Origin of the sequence: Coleofasciculus sp. A1-SPW-01 (assembly GCF_040217205.1) — a bacterium.
GTDB classification, from domain to species: Bacteria; Cyanobacteriota; Cyanobacteriia; order Cyanobacteriales; family Coleofasciculaceae; genus Coleofasciculus; species Coleofasciculus chthonoplastes_A.
In genome coordinates this window covers 1-17,210 of sequence record NZ_JAVJNP010000202.1, presented here as the reverse complement: position 1 = coordinate 17,210, position 17,210 = coordinate 1, and the positions used below count along the sequence as shown (strand labels likewise).

At 43.8% G+C, this 17,210-nt stretch carries 17 protein-coding genes; 3 read left to right on the top strand and 14 right to left on the bottom strand.

Annotation, left to right across the window (positions count from 1 at the left end):
• Positions 1-185 precede the first annotated feature (185 nt).
• Entirely contained in the window at positions 186-695 is a 510-nt protein-coding gene (locus tag RH949_RS29275) for a DUF4149 domain-containing protein (RefSeq protein ID WP_006105899.1), read from the top strand.
• A 354-nt stretch (positions 696-1,049) separates the two neighbouring features.
• On the opposite strand, the gene RH949_RS29270 is transcribed toward RH949_RS29275, so the two are convergent.
• The 11 genes from RH949_RS29270 to RH949_RS29220 all read right to left on the bottom strand — a co-directional run bounded on the left by RH949_RS29270 (position 1,050) and on the right by RH949_RS29220 (position 11,543).
• Positions 1,050-2,849 carry a tetratricopeptide repeat protein gene (locus tag RH949_RS29270; RefSeq protein WP_446358134.1) on the bottom strand — a complete coding sequence of 600 codons (1,800 nt, stop codon included), beginning with the start codon at positions 2,847-2,849 and terminating at the stop codon, positions 1,050-1,052.
• A 460-nt stretch (positions 2,850-3,309) separates the two neighbouring features.
• The gene (locus RH949_RS29265) at positions 3,310-4,248 is read right to left on the bottom strand and encodes a hypothetical protein (protein WP_446358132.1); all 939 of its coding nucleotides are present in this window, start codon (positions 4,246-4,248) and stop codon (positions 3,310-3,312) included.
• Positions 4,249-4,251: 3 nt separating this feature from the next.
• Entirely contained in the window at positions 4,252-5,361 is a 1,110-nt protein-coding gene (locus RH949_RS29260) for an AAA family ATPase (RefSeq protein ID WP_446358130.1), read from the bottom strand.
• Positions 5,358-6,521, bottom strand: coding sequence for a DUF262 domain-containing protein (locus RH949_RS29255; protein WP_446358128.1), 1,164 nt, complete (start codon positions 6,519-6,521; stop codon positions 5,358-5,360). The genes RH949_RS29260 and RH949_RS29255 overlap by 4 nt, the downstream gene beginning before the upstream one ends.
• Positions 6,518-6,802 carry a hypothetical protein gene (locus RH949_RS29250; RefSeq protein ID WP_446358126.1) on the bottom strand — a complete coding sequence of 95 codons (285 nt, stop codon included), beginning with the start codon at positions 6,800-6,802 and terminating at the stop codon, positions 6,518-6,520. The genes RH949_RS29255 and RH949_RS29250 overlap by 4 nt, the downstream gene beginning before the upstream one ends.
• A complete protein-coding gene (locus RH949_RS29245) occupies positions 6,799-7,044 on the bottom strand; it encodes a UPF0175 family protein (protein WP_446358124.1) in 246 nt (81 codons plus the stop codon). The genes RH949_RS29250 and RH949_RS29245 overlap by 4 nt, the downstream gene beginning before the upstream one ends.
• A 46-nt stretch (positions 7,045-7,090) precedes the next feature.
• A complete protein-coding gene (locus tag RH949_RS29240; protein WP_446358122.1) occupies positions 7,091-7,606 on the bottom strand; it encodes a hypothetical protein in 516 nt (171 codons plus the stop codon).
• 18 nt (positions 7,607-7,624) lie between these two features.
• Complete coding sequence (locus RH949_RS29235; protein WP_446358120.1) at positions 7,625-8,047, bottom strand: Tse2 family ADP-ribosyltransferase toxin; 423 nt, start codon at positions 8,045-8,047, stop codon at positions 7,625-7,627.
• A gap of 312 nt (positions 8,048-8,359) precedes the next feature.
• Positions 8,360-9,763 carry a ferredoxin:protochlorophyllide reductase (ATP-dependent) subunit N gene (locus RH949_RS29230; protein ID WP_446358119.1) on the bottom strand — a complete coding sequence of 468 codons (1,404 nt, stop codon included), beginning with the start codon at positions 9,761-9,763 and terminating at the stop codon, positions 8,360-8,362.
• A 246-nt stretch (positions 9,764-10,009) separates the two neighbouring features.
• The gene (gene bchL / locus RH949_RS29225) at positions 10,010-10,876 is read right to left on the bottom strand and encodes a ferredoxin:protochlorophyllide reductase (ATP-dependent) iron-sulfur ATP-binding protein (RefSeq protein WP_446358117.1); all 867 of its coding nucleotides are present in this window, start codon (positions 10,874-10,876) and stop codon (positions 10,010-10,012) included.
• Positions 10,877-11,336: 460 nt separating this feature from the next.
• A complete protein-coding gene (locus tag RH949_RS29220) occupies positions 11,337-11,543 on the bottom strand; it encodes a hypothetical protein (RefSeq protein WP_446358115.1) in 207 nt (68 codons plus the stop codon).
• Positions 11,544-11,723: 180 nt separating this feature from the next.
• On the opposite strand from RH949_RS29220, the gene RH949_RS29215 reads away from it, so the two are divergent.
• On the top strand, positions 11,724-12,653 hold the full coding sequence (locus RH949_RS29215) for an Rpn family recombination-promoting nuclease/putative transposase (protein WP_006105887.1): 930 nt from the start codon (positions 11,724-11,726) through the stop codon (positions 12,651-12,653).
• A gap of 234 nt (positions 12,654-12,887) precedes the next feature.
• On the opposite strand, the gene RH949_RS29210 is transcribed toward RH949_RS29215, so the two are convergent.
• Together RH949_RS29210 and chlP are read right to left on the bottom strand one after the other, a co-directional pair.
• The gene (locus tag RH949_RS29210) at positions 12,888-13,433 is read right to left on the bottom strand and encodes a hypothetical protein (protein WP_446358112.1); all 546 of its coding nucleotides are present in this window, start codon (positions 13,431-13,433) and stop codon (positions 12,888-12,890) included.
• A 401-nt stretch (positions 13,434-13,834) separates the two neighbouring features.
• On the bottom strand, positions 13,835-15,094 hold the full coding sequence (chlP, locus tag RH949_RS29205) for a geranylgeranyl reductase (protein ID WP_446358151.1): 1,260 nt from the start codon (positions 15,092-15,094) through the stop codon (positions 13,835-13,837).
• A gap of 177 nt (positions 15,095-15,271) precedes the next feature.
• Between chlP and RH949_RS29200 the strand changes: the two genes are divergently transcribed.
• On the top strand, positions 15,272-15,568 hold the full coding sequence (locus tag RH949_RS29200; protein ID WP_044210949.1) for a (2Fe-2S) ferredoxin domain-containing protein: 297 nt from the start codon (positions 15,272-15,274) through the stop codon (positions 15,566-15,568).
• Between the two features lie 148 nt (positions 15,569-15,716).
• Here RH949_RS29200 and ygfZ read toward each other — a convergent pair whose 3' ends face one another.
• Positions 15,717-16,778 (bottom strand): CAF17-like 4Fe-4S cluster assembly/insertion protein YgfZ, encoded by a 1,062-nt coding sequence (ygfZ, locus tag RH949_RS29195; RefSeq protein ID WP_006105963.1) that lies wholly within the window; start codon positions 16,776-16,778, stop codon positions 15,717-15,719.
• Positions 16,779-17,210 lie beyond the last annotated feature (432 nt).

The window sequence follows — 17,210 nt, the reverse complement described above, 5'->3', positions numbered from 1 at the left end:
GGGCAGCTACAGCATATCCTGGATCACCGGGGCGATCGCCAAATTGACGAATGAAGAATGACGAATGACGAATGACAACTTAAAAAAACGCAACATTATCGCGAGTGCTTCGCAAGAATATTTTACATTTTTTTGCTCTAATCTTGGTTAAGCTAAAAAGTAACAGAGGAATTCAAGGAAAAATTATGAATGCTGTTTTTGGGACTAGCACAAAGCAACCCACCTGGCAAACGATTGCTCTGTTTGTCTTGGGTCTGTGGTTAAGTAGTAGCTTTATTCTAGACTTCGTGATCATGCCCACTCTGGGAACGGCTGGAATGTTGAACGACGCCAGTTTTGCCAGTGCGGGTTATTCGATTTTCTGGATGTTTAATCGGATCGAGTTACTCTGTGCCGCTTTAGTTTTAACCAGCCTTTTGGCAATACGTGGCACATCTAATCTCTATCATCATGTCCGACGCTGGTCGATCCTATTATCTGGGCTTCTGTTAGCAATTGCTATCATTAATACCTACATCATGACGCCCCAGATGAGCGCTCTAGCGATGCAACTGAATCTGTTTGAGCCAGCAACGGGTATGGCAAGCGGAATGGTTGAGATGCATGAAGGCTATTGGTTCCTAGAAGCGATTAAATTAATTGTCGGTGCGACTGTATTGGCTTGGTGTTATCACGATTCGCGAGAAATTGCTTAATAGGTTTTACCATTGAATCACCATCTGTAGGGGAACGACATATCGTTCCCCTACACTATCTTAAAGTCGAATGGCACTGACTTTAGAGTTTGTAGTCAGCGCTTTAGCGCTTATAGCACTAAAGTGCCTACTACGAAACGGGGGAGAATTCAAAGCCTTCTCAAGAGCAGGAGAGAGGTTTGGAGAGAGGTTCTCCAGAGCCCGTGAAAAGGTAATTCGATAGCCGTTACTCAGGCTGACAGACTGGTTTCGGTTGGTATTGGCACCTATAATCGCTCGGCTGGCATTTCTTGATAATCCCCGCCCTTAAAGGGCGGGGATTCTTTCGTCACAGGGATTCCAATGAATTTACCCTCAGAAAGCATCGTCATCGGACAATTGACAGCGTTGAACGGCATCAGATGCGAGTTGCGCCCCCCGGAGGCGACGTATCCCGACTTCTAATTCACTTAAATCTTCTTGTAAACCGCAATACTGAACTTGCAAAGTCTGTAATGTCTCAGCTTCCACTGTCTTGCGCTCTTCCAACTGACGCAGTTCAGTTCGAGCCGTCGCGATTCGTTGTTCGGTGGTTTGGATTTCGCCTTGTAATGTACTTAAACGCTGTTGTACGCTGCTAAATTCACGGCGAGAGACTTCCAGGCGTTCTTGAGCCGTTTCGATTTCGGACCGTACCGCTACCAGTTGGGCTTCTAAGCTTTGCCGTTCACCCTGAAGCGACTCAACTCTGGCTTCGGTGGTGCTAACCTCTTGTCGCACTTCAACTAACCGTTGTTGAGATTGTCGCACCGAAGATTGAGAGGATTCCAGGCGTTCTTGAACGGTTTCGATTTCCTCCCGTACCGCTACCAGTCTTGCTTGAGAGGCTTCCAGGCGTTCTTGAGATGTTTCAATTTCGGATCGTACCGCCACCAATTGAGTTTCTAAGGTTTGGCGTTCACTCTGTAGGGATGTCAGTTGGGCTTGGGCGCTGGTAATTTCCTCTCGCACTTCGACTAACCGTTGTTGAGATTGGCGCACCGATGCTTGAGAGGATTCGAGTTGGGCTTGGGTGGTTTCAATTTCTTCTCGAATGGCGATTAACTGTTGTCGAGATTCCCGGATTTCGACTTGGAAGGATTGGAGTTGAGTTTGGGCGGTTTGAATTTCTTCGCGCAGGGCGACTAATCGCTGTTGCGATTGACGCATCGTGGATTGGGAGGATTCAAATTGGGCGGTGACGGTTTGGCGTTCATTCCGCAACGTCTCTAATCGGGCTTCGGCGGTGCGAATTTCGGCTTGCAGCGCTACAAGTCGCTGTTGGGCGCCACGAACTTCGGTGGTAGATTCGCCAGAGGTGGTAAGAATAGAGAGTAAGGTGGTTACTTCTAAATCTGTGCCGTTAAAACTCGCCGCTCGTTCTAAAGACGCGATCGCTTGTTCGTAACGCTCTAATTGATACAGTGCTAATCCGCGTCGTTTCCAGGCGAGGGCGTTTCGCGGTTCAAGTTCTAAGGCTTGATCACAACTGGCTACAGCGTCTTGATAGCGTTCCAGTTGATACAGTGCGGCGGCGCGCTCTACCCAAACTGATGCCATCTGCTCATCAATTTGCAAAAGTTGATCATAGATGGAGAGCGCCTGATTATACTGTCGCAACTCATAAGACAGCACTTGGGCAATTTGCTTGGGTATGACTGTAGTAATTAAGGTTTGTTCATACTCCGATTCGGCGTTTAAGGTTAAGGTTTGTTGCCAAGTTGTCACCGCCGCCTGATAGCGTTGGAGTTCGTATAAGGCTTGTCCTTTCTTATACTGAGCTAAAAGATAACTGGGTTGAAGTCGAAGCGCTTCATCGTAGGATGCGATCGCACTTTCGTACTGTCCCCAACTACTGAATATCTCGCCGCGCCAGTACCACGCCAAGAACGCCTCTGGCTGAATCTGCACAATTCGTTCTAGGATGGCTATTGCTTCACGATACTTACCCACACCCCGTAACTGGCTCACCTGTTGCCACAACTGATCTAGTAATTGCGCTTGTGCGATCGGCATCGTGGTGGGGGTGCGATCGAACTTCATTGGTTCAATCGGTGTTTGCACCGTCGCACTGGCGATACCACCAGTCATCAATGTCGCTAAGGCTACGCCTATCTGAACCGGGATTTTTGACATATTGACTCCTCAGACCTCAAGATACCATCAACGAGAATAACTCTGTTGATAGTTTAAATAATGTATAACTTTATCAACTTCTTTGTTTATATACTACTTTTGCTTAATAAATCCGTAATATCTTAGCAGAAGTTTAAGAAGTAGTTATCCCTAAAGAGAGCGTAGACTGTTTTTTGGCGACATAATCATTGGTTCCTATTGACAGGCAAACGCAATTCCCCCCGACGCGATCGTTCCTGGTTAAGCTGTCACGCATTTAAATTGGGAATGGGTAGCGAGCAAGATGCAAAGCCTGCGGCATGGCTTCGCTAAACGCATTACAACGATTTTGCAGTTGTTGACATTAAGGTTTAAATGCCGAACAGCTGCTAAAATTGTATGATGAAATCTCAGGTATGACTTAGATCACTGCTCTGAATTAGGGAATGCGAATCGCAGGAGCCGATCAATGCCCGACTAATTATAATATTTTGGAACCAATGTATCCAATAATTATCTTACCTGGTTCTAAGTCTACCGAAAAATGAAGTCGCCAAGCTCCTGGCGTCATGCGAACATGTAAACTGAAGATACGCTCGTTACCATCAGGACAGATAAAGGTTAACTTATTTTTCAACTTCTGGAGCCTTGATTCACTTTCTGGAGTTACCTTACTCGGTAATTGATCGGGATTAAATGAGCCGGATGTCCAACTTTTACAATAGTTTTCCAGCTCGAATAATCTTTTGACAGCTTGTCGTAGTATTGGGTTACCAGTACCAAGGTTTCGTAGTTGCTGGTTAACGGTTTCACAAAAAATTAGAGAAGGAAAAAGTTCACTTCTCCGGTTCCACAGATCTATTCCATCACGAACACTTGTCCTAAGACGATTCTGTATCCAAGGAGTATGTTCCTGTATATGTTCAACTTGGCTAGCATGAAAAACTGTTATTTTTTCTGAATTGAAAGTTTCTTCATCTTCAAGCCAAGTCGCTTCTAAAACTAAATGACTAAACTCCCATTCAGGTTCTGATTGGATGCTTAGAGCAAGGGACTCAAGTAAGTAAGCAATTTTCAGACCTTCAGTTGATTCTCCCTCAAAGTAAAAATCTGATAGGAGGTTTCTATCCTCAATCTCAGAATTTTGAATATCTGCCAAGAAAGGAGTTTTTGTAGATAAGAGAATAAATCGTGATTTTTCTCGATCCACATTTCTATCAACAAGCCAATCGGATAAAGAATAGTCAGGTGCAAGTACAGTAGCGTAAAACTGACTATGAGTGCGAATAATAGGATTTACGCCGAGTTCAGCCGCTGTTTGTGCGGTAGTAATCAGATCTAACATCCGTTGTCGAGCAGCTTGAATATTATCAGCCGGAATTCGCAAGGACAGCTCGTTCAATACCATTTCTAAATCCATGGTTTACGCATCCCTCGGTTTTAGTAATGTCATTAAACTTTTATCCCATTCATCAAAGAAACCATCGGGCCAGTAATCAATTCGTCCATTTCTATCAATCCGTGGTGATATTACTTCGGTGTAAATTTGTCGATCTTTTTCTTGGCGATCAAAATAGTGCAACTGAACATCATTGGGTTCAAGTTTTCCACCATGAACAGCTAAACGAATCCCATTTAAAACATGGTCACTATGAGTTTCTATGACAACTTGAACACCACAACTAGCAGCAAGTGCCAATAATTCACCCATTTTTGATTGCCCTTTAGGATGAAGATGGGCTTCTGGATTTTCTAGTAAAATTAATGTGCCTGGAGGAGATGAAAGTACCGCAACAATAATGGGTAAAGTGTAAGTAATTCCAAAGCCGACATTTGTAGCACGGTAGGGGTTACTGAGTCCGTAAGAATATTGGAAATTCACCAAATCCATATCTTGGTTTGACTTGATTTCAATTCGTGTACCTGGGCTAACTTCTCCCATCCATGCCTCGACCTGATCTTTCAGATCAAGTGACTTTGCCTCTGGATGGCTCAAATTACTGTTAGGAATATCTTTATCTCTATAAGTTGATAGAAAATGTGCTGTGTATTCCCCCCTAGTGCCAATTTGCTCATGTTGTCGTACTTGAAAATCCGATATCTCAAAGTATGTCCGGGGACCAATACGTTCTGCCTGAAGATAGTGAAAATTATCGCTGAAAAGACTTGATTTATAGACATCAGAAGCAGTTTGGGGTGAGGAAAGAGCTATTACATCTGCCTCGCGGTTGTAGTCGAAACGCCATCTTCCCTGCGTGTCATCTTCCAAGAGAAGATCAAAACCGATCACATCATCTTTTGCTGCCTCAAAAAGTGCATCTTGAGCTGTACCAATACAAACCAAATCCCCGTTGAGAGCCAAACCCTTTTCTGGCAATAAATCTTGCTGATAAGATTGACGCAATAAAAGAAGTGCTTGTATAACTGAAGACTTACCTGTACTGTTAAGACCAGAAAGTAATGTTAAAGTTTTAAACTTAAGCATCTGGTCTTCAAAAGCCTTAAAGTTTTTTAAGTGCAGTGAACTAATCATGATAGAACTGTTTGAACAATTTTTTCAACTACCTCAAATCTATAGCTAACCTTTTCAGAAGCCTGAGATATGGAATGGAAAAAATCAGCATCATTTTCACTATAACTCACAAATTCTTGAATTAACTTATGCTTGCGCCGTTTTAAGATTTCAAGTTCTTGATCATTTAGTTGACTTAATGTGACTGACCAAACCTCAAACAAGGCTTTATTAAGCGGTTGTTTTTTCTCTTGATTTTTGATGATTTTGCGAAAAGCATTTTCTTTAAATATAGAATAAGCTGCTTCTAGAGAACGAATGAATTTATATTCAATTTCATCAAGTTCTTTTGTTTTCATTTTATTTATTTTTGCCATGGTTTCATTTAAAAAATTATCTCTACCCTCTTTAACATTATAATCTTGATGTGGCGTCAGCAAGAAAGCAACAAATCCCAAAACAAATTCATGATCATCCATGCGTTCTTGCTTTCTCTTGCCAATGCTAGTAGCCTGTTTAAATTCCTTAGATTTTGCTAGCTTATTTAAAAACTTTGTTGCATGTCCTGGATTTATTGCATGACGTAATTCTTGGGGAGATAGAGGTAAACCTCCTGTGTTAATTCGTCTAAAAATGTTGAATTTTACTTTAGATGGAGTTCCTTTTTCAATTAAATATACAGTTAGGACTGTTTCATCGATTCTTCGCTGATAATTGCGCGGCAACTCATCATAATTTTTACTGTTAAAATTAGTGAGAAATTCTAAATTATTTAATCTAAGTTTTTTATCAATGACAAATTCCTTAAGAGTACTTAGCCGCTGCAAACCATCGATAACTAACCATTTGTTTTCATTAGTAGCATCCATGTAGAAGGCTGGTAATGGTATACGAATAAGAATAGACTCAATGAGTCTACTTTTTGCCTTATTGTTCCAAATGTTAGCGTTACGCTGAAAATCAGGAGCTAAATTAATCTCATCAAATTTAATTCTCTTAAGCACTAAATCAATAGTCATGGGTCGCGTATCAACCCTAATTTGACTGGGGTCAAATGGAGTTGTAATTGCCTCGTCTTCTGGGTCAATATCATCATCTTCCTCTGAGTCAATCCATGTAACGTCATCAATATCAGTGTCTTCGTCCGAGAATTTTGAGTTATGGTTCTTTAACTCTGTCACGATGGTTCCTCCTTATCAACTTCATTCACTTCCGATTCCCCCAAATCCAATTTCCCTTCATTTTGCAACGTTTCAACCAATGTCCGGTTGGTAACGGATTGAGTCTCAATCCAAGTCAAAGATAAGACGGCTGTGACGCTGCTATCCTCAGGTTCCGTATTCGCTAGTTCAGTAGCAACGGCTGTGGGAATAATCACTTTTCCATAGAGTTGTTGTAAAAGTGATAATTGCCCAACAATTGCTAAACTGCTGAGTGGTGAGGTGTCACTGACTACGATCACAGCCAACCTCGTTCTTGCAGACTCTTAAGATCTTCTTGAAACTCAGCAACATCGTAATGAATGCAAATATTACGATCAGCTAACAGTCGCTGAAATCGGAGTTGATTCATCCCTACTAACTCACTGGCTTTTCCCAAAGATATTTTATCTTTTTGAAAGAGTAGAATGACTAACTCTAGCATCAACTCTTCTGCTGACATTCCACTGGCGGCGACGATTTCATTTGGGATGACAACACTCATCTTTTTCCTTCTCCTGTATTTTAGAGTTGTTAACAGCGATCGCGGATTAAATTGCTGATAGAATAGTATGCTGATTCTCTAGGTAGTTCTGGAAATCCTCCCCAACTTCACGAATATCTGGATCATCATGATCCACCGCTCTATGGGCAAGTCTTTTAACCAGTTCTCTATCAATATCAAGATATAATTCTAGTAATCGCCTATACTCTTCATCTGTTCCATCTTGGAGTAAGGGTTCAGCGCTCTTTTCAATGTTGGCTAAAAGCCAATTTTTAGGGAGCGAAAGAATAGCTTTCCGGCAAAGTTCAATATCTGACTGAGAGACACTCGCTAATTCAAGCAAGTCATCAAACAAGCTTTGACGCTCTTCGAGTTTTAGATACTCCATGAGTCTCAGTGCTGTACCTCTTTCAGTAGGATTGTGTAAAGCTTTCTTGATGAATCCGATTCGGTCAGGAGAATTATTGAGGAAGTCTTGGCGAGCTTGAATATAGGCAGTTTCCTGGTTAAACACTTTCTGCCAAAGTTCGATGTCGTTTTTTGGGGGTTGCTTTTGAAACATGGCTTTTAACTTTTATCCCTATCTTATTTCCTTCTTACCAGCGTACACCCATCCACTACTTAGAAATTTTTCCACAAATTCTGTAAATGGCATTTCTCGACTGGGGTAAATTGTATGATGGGTTGGTGAGTGAGTACCACCCACCTCTCTACCATCAGCGATTACATCAAGACCTTCAGGTAATTGTGTATTCTGATTAAGCTTGTGGTAGTGTCCTGTGAGTGGTGCGTATTCAACATCGCCAAAGGTAGATGCTCCTGTTGGTGGGTTTGTCGGTTTTACACAATCATTGTCAACAGCAATATCTTTATTTTGACGCGGTGGACGAGGGCGTTGTCTGTTACCAAAGGCGTAGAGTGTTATAGGTACGGTAACTCGCTTGACTACATTAGCGGTTGTTGTAGTCTCTTGGGGTTGGTGATCTGCCCCGCTATGAATCACTAATTTTACCAGCTCAATAATGGTTAGTGTTCCACTTTAGAGCAGTCGGGTATTTTTAGGCAAGACTAAACACCTATCCTCTACAATTACAGCATATTCAAGAGCGGATAAACCTTTTTTAGCCACTAAAGTGGCTACTACAAACGATCGCACCCTCTCATACCCAATCCGGGTTGACTACCCGCTTTATAAATTTAGTCCGCGCAGGCGGACTTTGTTTGTGTAGCTGCGACTTCCAGTCGCCATTGCATAAAACTAAAAAATAAACCCCCCGGAATCCGGGGGGTAGGAGAGATCTCAAAGGAGGAGAGATCAAACCTTCGCTTCTTCTTTCACCAACTTATCCCAACCCAAATCCTTGAGGCTGTTATTGCGCCGCAGGGGACGAGTTGCTAATTCCAGAATATCCCGCGCATTGGTAAAGCCGTGAATCTGAGCAAATGTAAACTCAACGGACCACTTAGTATTAATTCCTCGCGCTTCTAAGGGATTTGCATGAGCCATTCCCGTAATTACCAAGTCCGGTTTCGACTCATAAATTCGCTGAATTTGATTGTAGTTATCCGGTTTCTCGATAATCTTCGGTGTTGGTACTCCCATCTCCTGACAGGTTTTCTCCAGCAGATCCAATTCCGCTTTCTGATACCGCTTATCCATATAGGGAATGCCAATTTCTGGACAAGTCATTCCACAGCGAATTAAGAAACGAGCCAGGGAAATTTCCAGTAAGTTATCCCCCATGAAGAAAACCGATTTACCCCGTACTAACTTGACATACTCTTCCAAGTTTTCCCAAATATGGGCTTCCCGTTCGTCTAATCCCTTCGGTTCAATTCCAAACACGGAACAAATCTTTTCAATCCAGGCGCGAGTCCCATCGGGTCCAATGGGGAACGGTGCGCCAATTAATTTACACTTGCGGCGACGCATTAAGGTTGTGGCGGTGCGGCTTAAGAAGGGGTTGACACCAGAGACATAATACCCTTCTTCAATCACCGGAAGTTCCGTATATCGCTTCGCGGGTAACCAACCGGAAACTTTAATTCCTTGCTTCTTCAGTTCCAGGGTAAGATTCGTTACCACGGGGTCAGGTAATGAGCCAAATAATACCAGGGGTGGGTGATCCACATACTCTGATTCTTCAGCCGCAACGTCTTCTTTCTGGCGTCCGAAGTTGAGCAGTTTGGAAATCGCATTCCGTTCTTCTTTTTCTGCTTCTACTTTGGGTGCTTCTTTCGGACATTTGTGAGCCATCGCCGCCAGAACGGTATCTTCCCCTTGAGTGAACGCATAGTCCAACCCATTCGCCCGCGCTGTAACAATGGGAATCCCAAGCTCGGCTTCTAACTTCGGCGCTAAGCCTTCCAAATCCATCTTAATGATTTCCGTGGTGCAAGTGCCAATCCAGACAATTACACTAGGGTTGCGATCGCGCTTAATCTGTAAACATAACCGCTTCAGTTCTTCGTAGTCATTTAATTGGGCGGAAATATCTCCCTCTTCCAGTTCCGCCATCGCATAACGGGGTTCGGCGAAAATCATCACCCCCATGGCATTTTGCAGGAAGTAACCACAGGTTTTCGTCCCAATCACTAAGAAGAAACTATCTTCAATCTTCTGATAAAGCCAAGCTACACAGCTAATCGGGCAAAATGTATGGTAATTTCCAGTTTCACATTCAAACTCTAGCGATTGGGGGGTTTGATCTGTAGTCATAAAAAGTTCTTCTCTCCTCGTTTCTCAGGTAAGTTTCTATCTATAAGAAGTCCAACGTCTTATGGTAGGGCTGGATTCAGCCACAATTATAGGGGCGGGTTGTAGGGGCGGGTTTAGCCACTCAAACGACTTGTTACTGATCAATGAACAACAAAACCCGCCCTACCTCACTATCAACAAAACCCGCCCTTAACCCAATGTCTCAACGCCATAACTAATGACAAAGGACAAATGACAAATGACCAATTACACCATCATCAGGTCAAGTTCTTCTTCCTCTGACGTTACCTTAGGTTGTTGGGGATTCAGGTAGAAGTCAGACAGTAAAGAGAACAACTCGCGATCGGGGGAGTCATTGGGAACGACACCTTCGGGACGCGCCAACACTTGATCAGCAATATTCAGATAGTAATCACACACAGGTATCAGAGATGGATCAGTTTCTGCCATTTCAAAAATGGTTTTCCCTTTAACCCGCGAAATGCGAATATCTTCAATTAAGGGCAGAATCTCCAACACGGGAATGGGTACAGCTTCAATATACTTATCGATCAGATCCCGCTTCGAGGTACGATTTCCGATGAGTCCAGCGAGGCGCAAGGGATGGGTGCGGGCTTTTTCACGCACAGATGCGGCAATTCGGTTCGCCGCGAATAACGCATCAAAGCCGTTATCCGTAACAATCATGCAGTAGTCGGAATAGTTCAGAGGCGCAGCGAATCCACCGCAAACTACGTCACCGAGAACATCAAACAGAATAATATCGTACTCGTCAAACGCATTAAGTTCTTTGAGTAGCTTCACCGTTTCACCGACAACATAGCCACCGCAACCCGCACCAGCAGGAGGTCCACCAGCTTCGACGCAATCAACGCCGCCATAGCCTTTATAGATAACGTCTTCGGGCCAAACGTCTTCGTAGTGATAATCCTTTTCCTGAAGCGTATCGATAATCGTGGGAATGAGAAAGCCTGTCAGGGTAAAGGTGCTGTCATGTTTCGGATCGCAGCCAATTTGCAACACTTTTTTGCCACGTCTGGCTAACGCTACGGAGATATTACAGCTTGTTGTGGACTTACCAATACCGCCTTTTCCATAAACTGAGAGTTTCACGCTTCGTTGTCTCCTATCGTTTGGATCAAAACTGAAATGTTGTCGTAGCTGTTAAATATGCTGGCATCTAGGCTTGGGCTGAGTCGTCAGCCGTTGCTTGCTGCCTGCTAATCGCATTATTGACATAACTGCCTGAGAAATGAAAGGGGGTGTGGGAATGGGATGGGCTTTAAATCTCAATCCGATAACGCCTATCAATGCTTAAAGGCTTTTATAGCTTCAGAGTGACTATGAAGCCAATTTAATCAATTTATTCCAATTTTGTGTATTTTTTTTATATAAATATGAACAAAAGCAAAAATGCAGGAATAGACTTCAAGCCTGACTAAGCTGGCTCACGTTAGCAACCTGACTCCAGCTCAACTGTGACAGTAAATTGGGGATATAGATGGGGTTGGGCGCGATCGCATTCCCTAACCCTGAGACACCCTGATCCCCAAAAACCCTGGATTTACGTCACTTAGAGAACGTGCGATCGCAGATTTGGCGAACTCCGGCAAGATTGTTGTAAATAAAGATTAATTTTTGTGGCTGCGATGACACTCGCCGCGATCGCAAACCCCTGGCATAGGTTAAAGTCTATGGTTGCGATATAAATGTACCTATCCTCAAAAAACCAATGGTGTTGAGATTGTTCACCGGAGAAAGGCGGGGCGGGTTTAGTCACATCTGGGTGCAACTAAAAAGATAATCGTAAAACCCGCCCCTACGCACGCGCCAGATTCCCTATTGTTTTTTTGATAGCATCAGGATAACCACAACCCAATAGAAAAGCCATGACGCTTGTTTACTACTAAAATAAGATTACTAGCGATCCTTTCACTTCAGGCTTAACCGGGATAAAACCATGAAATTCATCAGCCCCAAGGTCGATTATGCCTTTAAAAAAATATTTGGTTCAGAACAAAGCAAAGAGGTTTTAATCAGTTTCCTAAATGCCATTATTTATAAGGGAGACAAAATCATTCAATCCTTGACAATTGCCAATCCTTATAATCCAGGTCAGGCAATAACTCTAAAAGATACTTATTTAGACATAAAAGCTGTTTTAGCTAACGGCTCTGTTGTTATTATTGAAATGCAAATAGCGCGGGTAACAGCTTTTAGCAAACGGATTGTTTACAATCTAAGCAAAGCTTATAGCAATCAGTTAGGAATTGGGGAAAATTACCTGATTCTCAATCCAGTGATCGGCGTAACGATTACAGACTTTATCCTGTTTAATAACACCCCAGATGTGATCAATCAATTTGTTTTTCAGGAAAAAAACAAAAACTTTGAATATCCTGATCCAGAATTGCAGCTAATCTTCGTAGAGCTACCGAAATTCAAGAAGACCTTGTCAGAGTTAACCAGTTTAAGCGATAAGTGGATTTACTTCCTAAGAGAAGCGGCTAGTCTCGATAATATTCCTAATAATTTGGGAGACGTGTCTGAGATAGAATTGGCTTTAAATATTGCTAACCAAGCCAAAATGACAGTAGAAGAGCTAGAAGTCGTGGAGCGCCGGGGAATCATGTTGCAAGATGAGAAAGGGCGGATAACGTATGCGGCAGAACAAGGGGAAGCAAAAGGAAGAGAGAAAGGACGTTTGCAAGAAGCGATCGCTCTAGTTATGCGTCTACTTACAAAGCGTTTTGGAGAACTGCCAGAGGCGATAAGTACAAAGGTTGAACGTTTGCCTTTGCAAGACTTAGAAAATTTAACCGAGGAGATTTTAGATTTAAATCGTTTGGAGGATTTGGAACGTTGGTTAGACGAACATTCGCCGTCTTAATCAGGTGTACCAAATCCTCTTAATTAACCTCCTTGATAACTGGGATAAGCTGTCATGTATTTAATTGGATCTTAGTAGCGAGCAAGATGCAAAGCCTGCGGCATGGCTTCACTAAAGCCTGCGGCATGGCTTCGCTAAACGCACTAAAAGGATGAAAGCCAGGTTGCAATGCTGAGTAGCTTATTGTTTCCTGGAAAATTTCTGCCCTCTAACTTGTTCTTTTATGCAACCGAACTAACGTTTCAATCGTTTACGTCGAGTACGACGCCGCAAGACTTGTGCTAACACCGTGGCTTCCCGTTCAGCTTTGCATAAATCGACCGATCGCGACGTGAGTAGAAATGTACCCGATGGTTTGTATTGCACCAAAGGTAGCTTAGTGATCTGATATTCACAAACGTTAGGAATAATCGCCTGTGTTGACGAATGCTGTACCTGGTGGAGTGTTTTCCAATCCGTATTAACTTGTGACGCGATCGCTTTAAGTTCTAGCAACGCCGCTTCTAGTTCTGTCGATAGCCGATTAATGTGAGACGCTTGAGACTCTAACCGTCTCCAGCCGTCTTTAGTTCGTTGCTGTAGCATCCGCACAGACGATTCAAGCTCAAAGGATAAAGGCGGTTGAGACTTTACGGGTTGAGGGGGTGCCTTGATTGCCTTTCGGGGAACTGGGTAAGGGGAACGGTAACGCCTGCGAGGTGGCTTTTTTAAGACGCGAGGGGGTTGACGCTGCATGAACTGGGAACGCAGGAATTGAAGTCCGGCTTGCAGTGTTTTCATGAGGATCACGCTGTAATTTGGTACAAATGTACTATATTGAGCGTGAAATAGCAAGCTCTCCTCAATAAAGAACGCCACAACGAAGAATCCCCCCTTTTACTAGAAAAGAGGGGACTCCCAAGGAATATTTCTTCAAAGATAGAGAGTTCAGTTAGTGCTTCTGTATAGGATTCGCTGGTTGAATAAGTGAGTTGAATGTACCAGCACTTTTATAGTAAGCCCCTAATTTGCTGATTGCCAATAAAAAAGGGTCATCTTTATAAAAACTTTATAGATATCACGATTTGCTTTATCAGAACTTAATATTTAACATCTGATATAGACAATGAGGGCGGCTAGGTGAACATTCTCAAAGCGAATGCACATCCCCGCCGCCTTTGTGGTGATGACAAGAGAAAGGATTATGGTGCTAAAGCATTTCCGCGCAACAGACTACCAATGGTTTTGGCAGTAATTTTAAGCTGCACTAAAGGATTAGCAGGTACAACCGTTTTGTACAAGTAACTATCAAACGTGAGTCGCTGCACATCCAGATCTGAACACATCTCTACAAACGCTTCACGAGTCGCATCGGAGCGATAGAAGACGGTTTGCAGAATATCCAGCACCTTATAGGTGATGCCATATTTCTTATCCCAACGCTTGAGATAAAGCTTGAGGTCATCTTCCGTGGGAATGCGAGTTCCACCATTGGAGGTTTCGACAATGGTTTCGGCGCACATCCGGGCGGATTTTGCCGCAAAGTAAATCCCTTCACCTGACGATTTCGTCACCGTTCCCGCTGCGTCTCCAACTAAAGCCACCCGACCCACGACTCGGCGAGGTCTGGGATGCTCTGGAATTGGGTGTGCCTCAACTTTGATGATTTCACCACCGACAAGTTTCTTAGCGGCACGAGCGCGAATCCCTGCCTGTAGCTTTTTAATTTTGGCTTGGTTAACCTTCATCGTCCCCGTGCCAACGGCAACGTGGTCGTATTTGGGGAAGACCCAAGCGTAGAAGTCAGGCGAAACGTCGTTACCTACATACATTTCTGCCAGGTCTTCATAGTAGTTCATCATGTCCCCTGGCAGGCGAATCCGCTCTTGGAAGGCGATCGCATAATTGTAGTTCCCGGCGTCAATTGCCTTAGCGACGCGGGAATTCGCGCCATCAGCCCCAATCACCAGGTCTACTTTCAGGGTTTTTTGTACACCACTGAGACTCCCATCGGAATGGTCAGCGTAGTGAAGGGTATAGGGTTCTGTATTACTTGTGGGAATATCGAGTTTATGAACAGTGCCATTAATTAAAGTTGCACCGAGCTTAGCAGCGCGGTTCCGCATGAAGCCATCCAGGATTTCCCGGCGGCACATACCAATATATTCGTCTTCTTTTACCAGGTTGATGTCCACCTCTATATTCGATGGCGAGATCATCTTCATCTTTCTGACTCGCCGATCAATAATTTCTGGTGGCAGGTCAAATTCACTAACCATACAGAGCGGAATGGCTCCGCCACAGGGTTTAGCATTGTCTAGCTTACGCTCAAACAAGTAGGTTTCGATTCCAGCTTTTGCTAGAGTCTCTGCGGCAGACGAGCCAGCAGGTCCTGAACCAACAACCGCAACCCTTAGTGCAGGCATTTTTTCTCCCAATCGTTTTCGAGGTACGGATTGCATGGTATCACGGACTTTTGGCGATTTCATCCGCAATGTGCGATCGCGGCTCATTTTGAAATACAGCTTAACAATTTCCTTCACAAAGCTTAATGTTTTGTCCGTTGTCCTTGGTCTTATGTCCCAGGAAAGGTATCTGCATCGTTACAATTAAGACAAACTGTTCAGTCCCATACTGATATGTCAGCACCTTTGTCACAACAACCAACAAGACAAATACTGGTATGTCAGCACCGTACTTGCCGCAAACAAGGTGCTGCCAAAGTCTTGGCAGCGTTTCAGGCTTTACCTGTTAATGGGGTGATAGTTAGCGGTAGCCGTTGTCTGGGAGAATGTGGCAATGGTCCGATGGTCGTGGTTTTACCCGAAGAAACATGGTATTGTCGGGTTCACCCCGATGAAGTCCCCGCCGTAGTACAACGGCATATCAAAGACGGACAACCCGTGAAGGTGATGCTCTATAGGAAGTATCATTGACCTTTGTAGGTTGGGTTGACGAAGGAAACCCAACTCCAAGATCAGCCTGTTGGGTAGATAGCGGTTTCGAGAAGGGCAGAATGAAATAAGGGCGGGTTTTGTTGAAAGGTTATCGGTAGGATACAACAATTAAAGGCTAAACCCGCCCCTACTGACTTCCATAATACTCGTGGGTCAAAAAGGGAACATCTACAACATCACCCTCAATCTCTCCCACCTGAACCTGAAGCCCAACGCCGCCGGCTTTGGTGCGGATATAGGCTAAACCGATGTAACCTTGTTCCGTTGGCGTACAACTGGTTAACTTCCCCACTTTTTCCCCATCCACGGTGATTACAGTTCCCGGTTCCACCGATACGGGTAAGCGCACTCCCCACAATTGCTGCTTGACGCCTTTGTAAGTATTTAATCGCGCGATCGTTTCCTGACCGATATAACATCCTTTATCAAAGGAAATCGTATTCCATAACCCTGCTTCTAGGGGATTATAATCCTCTGTCAGTTCATAATCAGGAAGCGGACGCCCTTGTTCAATTCGCAACTGTTGCCATACGCGATCGCCCATTGGTGTAGCATTGGCTGTAGTTAAGGTTTGCCATAGGTTTGCTGCATTGCTGGCGGGGACAATTAGGGTATATCCAGGGAGTGCAAAACCACTTCCTCTAGCAATTCGCACCTCTATATCATTTAGATTGAGATGTTGATGACTGGCATAGACATCACCAATCGGCAACTGGACACCTAGCTTGGTCAACAGGGTATCACTTTCGGGTCCGATTAGGCTAAAAATCGCACTATCATTGGAGATATCCGCCAATTCTACCCGATCCATGGGAAAGATATAGCGATCAAGCCATTCGAGTAACTGTTGACGCCGATTAGGGGATACCAATAGTAATACCGCCTCTTTCGTGACGTAAGCGGTTACCAGATCAATAGTACGGGCAGTTGAGGTCACAAAAACTGTATCACAACCCTGTCCCGGTTTCAGTTTCTGGAAATCATTGGTACTTTGATTATGCAAAAAGCGCAGTCTATCCTCATCAGAGATTTTCAGCAGTCCCCAATGGGATAAGTCAACTAAAGCCACCCCTTGACGCGCGGCTTGTAGGGCGGCTGCATCATTGCCGAAACTGGCTGGTACTTGCACCTGGGCTGGATCAAAGGTTGCTCCTGCACTACACTGCATCTCTTGTAAGGCTTGGCTCATACATCAAATCCTGTGGTTAACCCAATACGGCTTGGTTAATCAAAATTGTAGAGTAAAAGATGAATAGGGAAAACGCTCCCTTGAGAAGCAAGCTACGTCATTTGTCCTTTGTCCTTTGTAAGTGTAAGGGTTTAATGGATATTTACAGAATTTAACGTGGTTCAGTTTATTTCCACTGACCTACTTAGGGAGCAGCGTAAAAATAAAGTACCAGTGAGGAAAGCTGAATTCATGAACTCAGCCAAGTCTCCTTGGTACATGATTAAGTCGCAAGTCCCTTATACTTCTATTTAGGGCTTGCTGCATGAGTGTGGAAGCTAGACCAGATAAGGGTTTTAAGCCATTTTTCTACCCAACAAGTGCAAGGTTTTTACACTATAACCGTCAAAACCCTGGAATTTGTGCCTCCGCCAGCGCCAAATTTTCCCTCGA

Bases quoted from the DNA above. Each gene is read 5' to 3' on its own strand.
- RH949_RS29200 (WP_044210949.1), top strand. From the start codon at position 15,272: ATGTCAGCACCTTTGTCACAACAACCAACAAGACAAATACTGGTATGT.
- chlP (WP_446358151.1), bottom strand. From the start codon at position 15,094: ATGCAATCCGTACCTCGAAAACGATTGGGAGAAAAAATGCCTGCACTA.
- RH949_RS29215 (WP_006105887.1), top strand. From the start codon at position 11,724: ATGAAATTCATCAGCCCCAAGGTCGATTATGCCTTTAAAAAAATATTT.
- RH949_RS29260 (WP_446358130.1), bottom strand. From the start codon at position 5,361: ATGATTAGTTCACTGCACTTAAAAAACTTTAAGGCTTTTGAAGACCAG.
- ygfZ (WP_006105963.1), bottom strand. From the start codon at position 16,778: ATGAGCCAAGCCTTACAAGAGATGCAGTGTAGTGCAGGAGCAACCTTT.
- RH949_RS29230 (WP_446358119.1), bottom strand. From the start codon at position 9,763: ATGACTACAGATCAAACCCCCCAATCGCTAGAGTTTGAATGTGAAACT.
- RH949_RS29265 (WP_446358132.1), bottom strand. From the start codon at position 4,248: ATGGATTTAGAAATGGTATTGAACGAGCTGTCCTTGCGAATTCCGGCT.
- RH949_RS29245 (WP_446358124.1), bottom strand. From the start codon at position 7,044: ATGAGTGTTGTCATCCCAAATGAAATCGTCGCCGCCAGTGGAATGTCA.
- RH949_RS29270 (WP_446358134.1), bottom strand. From the start codon at position 2,849: ATGTCAAAAATCCCGGTTCAGATAGGCGTAGCCTTAGCGACATTGATG.
- RH949_RS29240 (WP_446358122.1), bottom strand. From the start codon at position 7,606: ATGTTTCAAAAGCAACCCCCAAAAAACGACATCGAACTTTGGCAGAAA.
- RH949_RS29275 (WP_006105899.1), top strand. From the start codon at position 186: ATGAATGCTGTTTTTGGGACTAGCACAAAGCAACCCACCTGGCAAACG.
- RH949_RS29210 (WP_446358112.1), bottom strand. From the start codon at position 13,433: ATGAAAACACTGCAAGCCGGACTTCAATTCCTGCGTTCCCAGTTCATG.